Source organism: Terriglobales bacterium (assembly GCA_035487355.1).
GTDB lineage: Bacteria > Acidobacteriota > Terriglobia > Terriglobales > Acidobacteriaceae > QIAW01.
In genome coordinates, this window is record DATHMF010000003.1 from 47,788 (window position 1) to 56,157 (window position 8,370).

The 8,370-nt window shown below is 55.0% G+C and carries 6 protein-coding genes; all 6 read right to left on the minus strand.

What is annotated here, in order from left to right:
- Positions 1-9 precede the first annotated feature (9 nt).
- The 6 genes from VK738_00450 to VK738_00475 all read right to left on the minus strand — a co-directional run bounded on the left by VK738_00450 (position 10) and on the right by VK738_00475 (position 8,207).
- Positions 10-2,910 carry a discoidin domain-containing protein gene (locus VK738_00450; GenBank protein ID HTD21102.1) on the minus strand — a complete coding sequence of 967 codons (2,901 nt, stop codon included), beginning with the start codon at positions 2,908-2,910 and terminating at the stop codon, positions 10-12.
- Between the two features lie 672 nt (positions 2,911-3,582).
- Positions 3,583-4,152 (minus strand): hypothetical protein, encoded by a 570-nt coding sequence (locus tag VK738_00455; GenBank protein HTD21103.1) that lies wholly within the window; start codon positions 4,150-4,152, stop codon positions 3,583-3,585.
- 74 nt (positions 4,153-4,226) lie between these two features.
- The gene (locus VK738_00460; GenBank protein HTD21104.1) at positions 4,227-4,565 is read right to left on the minus strand and encodes a P-II family nitrogen regulator; all 339 of its coding nucleotides are present in this window, start codon (positions 4,563-4,565) and stop codon (positions 4,227-4,229) included.
- Positions 4,566-4,643: 78 nt separating this feature from the next.
- The gene (locus VK738_00465; protein HTD21105.1) at positions 4,644-6,272 is read right to left on the minus strand and encodes an ammonium transporter; all 1,629 of its coding nucleotides are present in this window, start codon (positions 6,270-6,272) and stop codon (positions 4,644-4,646) included.
- A gap of 455 nt (positions 6,273-6,727) precedes the next feature.
- Positions 6,728-7,474 (minus strand): GAF domain-containing protein, encoded by a 747-nt coding sequence (locus VK738_00470; protein HTD21106.1) that lies wholly within the window; start codon positions 7,472-7,474, stop codon positions 6,728-6,730.
- Between the two features lie 106 nt (positions 7,475-7,580).
- Positions 7,581-8,207 carry a response regulator gene (locus VK738_00475; GenBank protein HTD21107.1) on the minus strand — a complete coding sequence of 209 codons (627 nt, stop codon included), beginning with the start codon at positions 8,205-8,207 and terminating at the stop codon, positions 7,581-7,583.
- Positions 8,208-8,370: the final 163 nt, after the last annotated feature.

An 8,370-nucleotide genomic window follows, 5' to 3' on the forward strand; every position in this document is an offset into this window, starting at 1 on the left:
ATCCCGACGTTACGGTGCCAGCGTAATGGCCAACACAACCACGTTGCGATTGCCGGGCAATGTGATGCTGCTTACAGTCTTGCTGTTGTTGAGACCCAAGGAATAGCCGTACAGCAGGAAGGTTCGGTTATCTTTTTTACCCTTACTGGTATCGCGATAAGCCATGGTGACTGCCTTCGATTCACCGGGGAAGTTCTGCGGCCTGAACCAATCACTCAGACTCTGGCTGATAGTCGAGGTCGTGCCATCGGTATAAGTAACGACAAAGACCTGTGACGCCTGATTTCCGTTGACGCCCGCCGCCAGCATCTTCAGGGTAGAGAATTGGCCAGCCGGCAAAGCAATAGTCTTGCTATTTACAACGTCGAGTGCACTAGCAGGTCCAAGGTTGAATTTGGTGCCATTAATGGTCTGGGTAGCACCAAGCAACTTGCCTGAGTAGGCGAAGCCGCTTCCATCCAGACCACCGGTGGAGAAAGATTTGCCGTCGGTAGCGATGCCGGTGGATATGTTGAACACAGGAGAAAGGTTAACCTGCACCGGTACTGCATTCGGCGACTTTACCGTGAGTGCAATCGTGGTCGTATGCGTCAAGCTGCCGGATACGCCGGTGATGGTTATTGTGGAAGTTCCGGTGGCGGTGGTGCTGGTGGTTGAAAGGGTCAGCGTGCTGGCTCCGCTTGTGCTGGCAGGATTGAACGACGCCGTAACACCATTGGGCACGCCCGATGCAGACAAGCTGACACTCCCGCTGAAACCGTTCAGCGGATTGACGGTAATCGTGCTGCTGCCACTTGCGCCCTGGGTAACGCTCAGGCTGTTGGGCGAAGCTGAAAGCAAGTAGTCTGGCGCAGAAGAAGCGCCGGCAGGGCCGAAGACTTGAAACTCGTAGATGCGCGATGCCGTGTCGCTGGTCCGGGTGGGTGTAGTGATGTTCAAACGAACAAAGCGGGCAGCAGTCGGCGTGATGCTGTGGGTGGAGATGCTCTGAATGTTGCCGGTCACATCCGCGGCTGTAGTAAAGTTCGTGCCGTCAGTGCTGACCTGGATATTGTAGGCTTGCGAGTTCAGATCGAATGTCGGTTCGCTGTTCGAATTCAGCGATCCACCTTCGCCTCCAGCACCGGCATGCAGCACGACGAACTGATTGACGACGAAGTTGGCCCCCAGATCAACCTGCAGGAAACTGGGCGTAACCAGCGAACACCATTTGTCGCTGTTGCCTCCGGAGTAGCTGCCGTTGAAGGCCTTGTCAGGCGTTTCACTCGAGCTGCACGAAGCGCTGCCGGTTGCCGCCTTGTTCAGCGCAAGATTCTGCGAAGCCGGAGGAGGCGTGGTAAGACCGTAGACCGAGACAACGTCTGAGAACGACGCGAGATACAGCTTTCCATTGGCAACGATGGGAGGAGAGCCCTTGGAGAAGTTAAAGGTATCGTCGCCGGGTGTTGTTCCTGAGGTCCAGAGAGTGGCCAGCGTTTCCGCGTTGTAAGCTGTGAGCACTCCAGGCACAACCTTCTGATTAGCATTGCCCAGACGCGGCGTGGCAGACCAGAGAACGCCGGTTCCGGATTGCACACCATTCGCAGAAAGACTCATCACGCTACCCGGCATGCCCCGCGGGAGCAGGAAGCTGCCCGCCGCGAAGGCCGGCGTAGCAAATGTTTGCGTAGAAGTGTTGAAGCGGTAGGCGCGAACATCGTCATTCTCACCAGAAATATACAAGTTAATTCCTTGTGGTCCGCCCCAGGCGACAGCGCCGTTGTGAATGTGATGGCTTTGACCGGAAACAATTGTGGGATCAACAGCCTGAAAGCTTTGGAGAATCTGCGTATCGCCCATGACCACGCCTCCCAGATTGCTGCTGTTGAGCACGAAGATCTTGCCTTCTTTACCGCCGGCAACGACCACGTTGGTGCCGGGTAAAAAGAGTGCGCCTCCCGATCCGAAATCGGTATCGCCAATATTCAACGTATTCCAGTTGCTGGGGGTGAAGAAGTCGAGGCGGTTCAAGGTTTGCGGAGCGAGCTTCAGCAGACTTTCACCGAAATTGCTGCTTCCGTCGAAGGAGCCGTTGCCGGTAGAGAAGTACAAGTTGCCGGTTGCATCAAAAGCCGGCGCGGAGCCGCTCATCCAGATGCCGCCTTCGGTCCCGTTTGGAGTTGTATTAAAAGTCCCAAGTTGGGAAAGGGACGCTGGGTCATAGGTCATCAACCAACCATGATAAGAGCCGGTATCGCAAAACGACGCCCATCCGATATAAATCACGCCTTGGGAAAGAGCCAGAGACATGCGCTGGTTCTGAATAACGGGATCGAATCCGTTGGCCTGGATGACCTGTTGAGGATTCAGGGCCCGATCATTACCCGTGGTGACGTCAATTGCGCGCAAAGTCTGCACGGTCGAGCCGTTCTGGACGGTGCGGGTGACGAGATACATGGTATTGGTAGCGGGATCAATCACCGGTGTGCCGATGATGCCGATGTTTCCGCTGAAATCCAAATAGGGGTTACAGTTCGACCCCACCTCTGAATTTGTGGTCGGGCGGCCGCCGTTATTAAAATTCCGCTGCCAGAGCGGAGCGCCGGCGCTGTCGGCGTCGAAGGCATAAACGGTATTGTTGACCGTAGCCGCATAAATTACGTTATGCGTGGCCCCATTGACGGTGAGTGCCGGCACGTAGAGCATGCCGGCATAGACCTGATCATCCACCTGGAGCTGAAAAAGTTTTCCGAACTGAGTCGAGTTGACATTCGAGGCGTTGAGCGTCGTTTCAGAAAGATTGGCGCCGGTGCGCTGGTTGTCATAGCTCCTGGTCAAGATGCTAACTTGAGAAAAGGCGGGCAGAGCGGCGAGCGACAACAGAAGGACAGCTACGGCAAAGCAGCGAGAGAGATATATAGTGCGGTTCATTTTCTGATTCCACCTTTTTCTTTGGCGTTCCGGGCGTGCAGGGTTTGTGAAAAGGAAAGAGCCGATCTACCAGAGAACTTTGGGGGGATATTCTTCTTATCTTTGAGACAGATAATTATCTGGAGTTATAGGACCGGTGTCAATCACCGCCAGCAACAAAATTTCAAAGAGCTAGAGGCACAAGTCCCGCATTCTGGAATGCTGTTTCTTCTTTTTTCCAAGGGCTCCGCGGTAAACCGCTCCGCCCTCGCGCTACGCTGGCGCGATCCGGCACTCGCTTCATGTTTTACCCGGCGCTCGCATCTGGGGTTTACCCGATCCTCGAACTCCAGGCGTACTTCAAGCGAAATGACAGGCGACAAGCACTCGAAGACCGAAGGTTAATACCACGTTGATACTTCACACTTTTAGCTCACCCGGTTTCTTGAAGGTTTCCTACGACTCTTTCATTGGGTTCAGGCTGTTGCTGTTGTGAGATTTGAGATGAGGCCGAAGATGGCTGGCTTCGTGGGAGTTGAGCAGGGAAACGTTCCCCCTCTGGCAGGTTTTCCGGCTCAAATAGGACCATGAAGAGCCGGTAGGCGGTAATGGGGATCACGGAGGAGACGCAACCTATGACTCCGATGACGAACAGCACTTCCAGCAAGCGAATGAGGAATGTGATGAGTGTGTTCACGAGTTAGAAATTGCATATTCTTCCGGCTGTAAAGTTTCGAGAGTGCCCTCAGCCAACCAGAAGTGAAAGCCGCATAGTTTTGCGCGCATTGCCAGAGAAAGAACTCTCAGGTTCGGCTCTTCGCGGGTCACCTCGCCGGTAATGATCAGCTCGGCTGCTTCTGCTGTTGACTGGCGATAGACGCGAAATACGGCGCTCTCAACACCGGGCAGCAGGTAGAACAGCAACTGGCGTACTGCCATGGCATCTTCCAGAGCCTGCAGCGATGCGTTGTGTTCACCCACAGCGCGAGGCAGGTCGGCATCCCATGGATCTGGAGGGCGCGCCACCCACTCGCACTCGGCGACAACACCTTTTAATTCGAGCCGCAACAGACAGAGAGGCGCGCGAGACAGTGCACCGAAGCGCAATTGAGTTCGCAGCCTGCGAACAAAGTCACCGACTTTGCACAATTGCGTTACCACCTCGCTCACTTCTCCTTTATTGAGACGTGTGGGCAGGATGCCCCACGGCTCGCCGGGGCAGGCCCCACACGATAGCCGGGCGAGACGCCGGCGCTGCTGCACAGCCGGGATGTCTCCCCTTCATCACGCCCAAAGAGCGGCATAGACTGGGAACCCGGCTGTGCCAAACAAAGCACTCAGAGTGCGGCAACTCCGCGCTCCTGGCTTCGGATGCGAATGGCCTCTTCCACTTTGTACAGGAAGATTTTTCCGTCGCCGATTTTGCCGGTGGCCGCTGTCTTGATGATGGCGTCAACAGCGTCGTCCACAAGCTTATCGTCTAACACCAGTTCGAGCTTGATCTTGGGTATGAGATCAACCTTGTATTCATTGCCGCGATAGGCTTCGGTATGACCCTTCTGCCGTCCATGTCCCCGGACTTCCGATACCGTCATCCCCTCAACACCGAGCGCAATCAGAGCTTCTTTGACCAGGTCAAACTTAGTCGGCTTAATAATCGCTTCAACTTTAGTCATCTTTTTTCTCCACGTGGGTTGTAGATCAAATTGCCGGAGGCAGAGACATCCCCTGCCTCCGAGCCCTGAGTCAGGACGTCATCTGTGTGCGGCACTGCCCGATAAGGCGCCGGTCGTTACCGCCTGCTTTTCAGCCATGGCGTGTTGTTCAACCATGCCCTGCGGCATAGCCAATGAAGAGATGACATATTCCGGATAAGCCGAAATTCCGTGCTCGTGCAGATCGAGGCCGTACAACTCGCCCTCTTCGGACACACGCAACGTACCGGTTGCATTGACGGCATACATGACCGCCAAGGAAACCGCGAAGGTGGCCAGCGTTATGCATGCGCTGCCAATCGCCTGGGCCTTGAGTACTTGCAGTCCGCCGCCGTAGAAAAGACCTTTCAGCGGCGCGGAGTTGTCGGGTGAAATCGGTCCGGTTGCGCCATACTTGCCACAGGCAAACAGCCCGAGCGACAACGTTCCCCAGATGCCGGCAAAGCCATGGACCGGAACGGCGCCGATGGGATCATCAATGCGCAACCATTCCAGCAACTCGACGCCGAGAACTACCACGACTCCAGCAACACCACCAAGAAGGATGGCGCCCGTGGGACTGACCCAGTAGCAAGGGCAGGTGATGGCAACCAATCCAGCGAGGAAGCCGTTGGTGGTAAAGCCAGCATCCCATTTCTTGGACGACATGTATGCCCAGAACATTGCGGTCAATCCTGCCGCGCATGCTGCCAGAGTGGTGTTGGTTGCGACCCGGCCGATGCCTTCAAAATCCATGGCAGAGAGTGTGCTGCCAGGGTTGAAGCCATACCAGCCGAACCAGAGAATGAGACCGCCGCTGACAGCAATGGTGAGATCGTGGGGCAGCATGGGAGCGCCGCCATCGCGCTTGAATTTGCGGCCCAGGCGCGGACCAAGAACGATAGAACCCGCAAGCGCGATGAAACCGCCGATGGTGTGCACAACCGTTGAACCAGCAAAGTCATGGAAGCCCATTCCCAAAGAGGGAAAGAAGTTGCCATCGCTGCCCATGTTGGCCAGCCAGCCATCCGGTCCCCAGGCCCAGTGGCCGATGATGGGATAAATGAAACCGGAGACAGCGACGCTGTAAAGCAGGTCACCGACAAAGCCAGTGCGTCCAATCATCGCGCCCGAGGTGATGGTGGAACAGGTATCGGCAAAGGCAAACTGGAAGATCCAGACCGCGAGGAATGCCACGCCCGTGGTTTCATAGGTAGCCGGCGCATTCTGGAGGAAGAACCAGTGATAGCCGATGAAACCGTTGCCATGGCTGAACATGAAGGCAAAGCCAATTGCATAAAACAGAACGCCGCAAAGACATGTATCTACGACGCATTCCATGAGAACGTTAACCGTCTCACGTGAGCGGCAGAAGCCGGCTTCCAGCATGGTGAATCCGACTTGCATGCCGAAGACCAGAAAGGCAGCAACCAGAGTCCAGGCGGTGTTGACCGGATTGACCACGTCAGCAGCTTTGACTTCTGGGGCAGCCGTATCAGCATAAACGTGGGCAAAAAAGAGACCCGAGACCGCCGCCATGATCAGCAGCACCAGGGCCAAGCCTATCGCCTTGCCGGCAAAGACAGTCTTGGCGTAGCGCCGCCACTCCGGGTCGCGCATGCGGACGCGAAACCGCGAGAACTTCTCCGAGAAAGATAGTTTCTTCCCTCCCTGCACAATTGCAGACATAAGTAACTCCTTTTAGAAAATTTTTATTTTGAACACACGCTCAGCACGGCTGCGTAGAAGGCCCGGTTTCGGCCAGTGGCCAAAAACACTGAGGCACAACGGTCCGCTTACCGATACGGATCAACTTGCCGGCTCGTCATTGAGCACTATGTAGCTATGAGATGGGCACTGCGTCGTGCCCGAGAAGCGCCTCCCCTGAAAATCCAAGAGAGGGCAATACTCTGCAGTCTTCGTAACAACTGTGGTAAAAGATTGTGCAGGGATTGAATCGTAAAGTCCAATTGAAATTTTTGATAGCGGGAATTAGATTTCCTGATTTAGGAAAATCAGAAACAATTGAGAGAACTAAAAAAACCGGGTCCGCTAAAAGCCCAGCGACCCGGTCCGGCGTTTATGGAGGGGGCCTCCAGCCGAAAATCCCGTTGGACGGGACTGCTCCCTCCTTTTTATCCGACTTACTGCGAATTGTGCTTTACGGCATCGCTCAGAACAATGGCGTCAGCGATTTCTTTCATCGTCTTGCGCCTCTGCTGGCTCTGACGCTGCAGAATGACGTAAGCCTCACCTTCGCTGATCTTCAGATCGCGCTGGAGAATGCCCTTGGCACGCTCTACCAGCTTGCGCGTCTCCAATTGTTCTGAGAGCTGCGTTTTTTCGCTCTCCAATCGCGCCATTTCAATCTCGGCGCCCACAAGAAAACCAATAGTAGAAACCAGCCGGATCTCGCGATGGCTGTAAGGATGCGGCGCCCGGTTTTGCAGGTTGATCACGCCCACGAGACGTCCCCGACTTAGTACTGGAACTGACAGGAAGGCCTCAAAGCCGTCTTCCGGCAGTTCATTGAAAATCTGAAAACGAGAGTCCGCCGAGGCGTTGTGTGGCACTGCAACCGGCTGCCGATGTTCGGCCACCCAGCCGGTAATGCCTTGTCCTACTTTCAGCTTCAGGCGATCCACAGCTTCAGGATGGGGATTCTTGGAGGCGCGCAGAACCAGCTCATCGCCCTCGAGTACATAGATAAAACAGGAGTCACATTTCACTACCGAGGTCACGAATTCGACGACCTCGACGAGAACATCGTGCAAAGGAGCTGCCGGCGTACGACTTGCGATACGGTGCAGGAAAGCAGCTTCAAAGTCTTCGCCCAGTAAGTGGGCTGACTTGCCATTCGATATAGAAAGGTTGTCGGTTGTTGATCCCAAGTAATGCTCCCCAAGCAAACAGTTAAGAATTGATAGATCTACACTAGCGGGAGTGAGACAACAGAACAACCATCCTTTGGTATAGGTTTTTGCAGGTGAAAGAGTACTATCGGCGGCGAGCACCGGCATTCAGCTTCTCAGACATTCTCACCAAGTCGGCCAGAGACGCAGCCTGCATTTTATCCATGACATGACGGCGATGAAATTTAACAGTGACTTCGCTGAGGTCGAGTTTGTCGGCAATTTGTTTGTTCAGCAGGCCGGCAACAACCAGATCCATGATTTCGCGTTCGCGCGGCGTAAGCTTTTCAAACTTGGAGCGCAGTTCGAAATCTGCGGCTTGCAGGTCTCGCCTTACGCGGTCGCGATCCAGGGCCTGATGAATTGCAGCCAGTAGCTCCTCTTTCTGAAAAGGTTTGGTCAGAAACTCTATCGCTCCCGCCTTCATCGCCCGCCGGGTCATGGGGATATCGCCATGAGCGGTGATGATGATAATGGGAATTGGTATCCCGGCCTTCTCGAGTTGCTCTTGAAAATCGAGCCCACTCACTCCGGGGAGTTTTATGTCGAGCACGAGGCAACTGGTAGCTTCAGGCCGCATGGCATCCAGAAATTCCTCTGTGGAGCTAAATGCTTCTGCGCGGTGGCCAGCCGATGCCAGGAGGTTGCTGACTGCGTCCCGGACGGAGACGTCATCATCCACGACGTAAATTACAGGAGTGAGGTTAGCCATCGGAAGCCTGCGAGCGGATTGGAATGGTGAACTGAAAAACGGCGCCACCAGAGGGACGCGGCGTGGCCCAAAGCCTGCCGCGGTGGGATTCAACGATGGAACGGCTGATGGTCAGACCCATCCCAATACCCTGGGGCTTGGTGGTGAAGAACGGGTCGAAGAT

Excerpts from the sequence above, each read along its gene's own strand:
- VK738_00450 (HTD21102.1), bottom strand. The coding sequence starts at position 2,910 with ATGAACCGCACTATATATCTCTCTCGCTGCTTTGCCGTAGCTGTCCTT.
- VK738_00460 (HTD21104.1), bottom strand. The coding sequence starts at position 4,565 with ATGACTAAAGTTGAAGCGATTATTAAGCCGACTAAGTTTGACCTGGTC.
- VK738_00475 (HTD21107.1), bottom strand. The coding sequence starts at position 8,207 with ATGGCTAACCTCACTCCTGTAATTTACGTCGTGGATGATGACGTCTCC.
- VK738_00465 (HTD21105.1), bottom strand. The coding sequence starts at position 6,272 with ATGTCTGCAATTGTGCAGGGAGGGAAGAAACTATCTTTCTCGGAGAAG.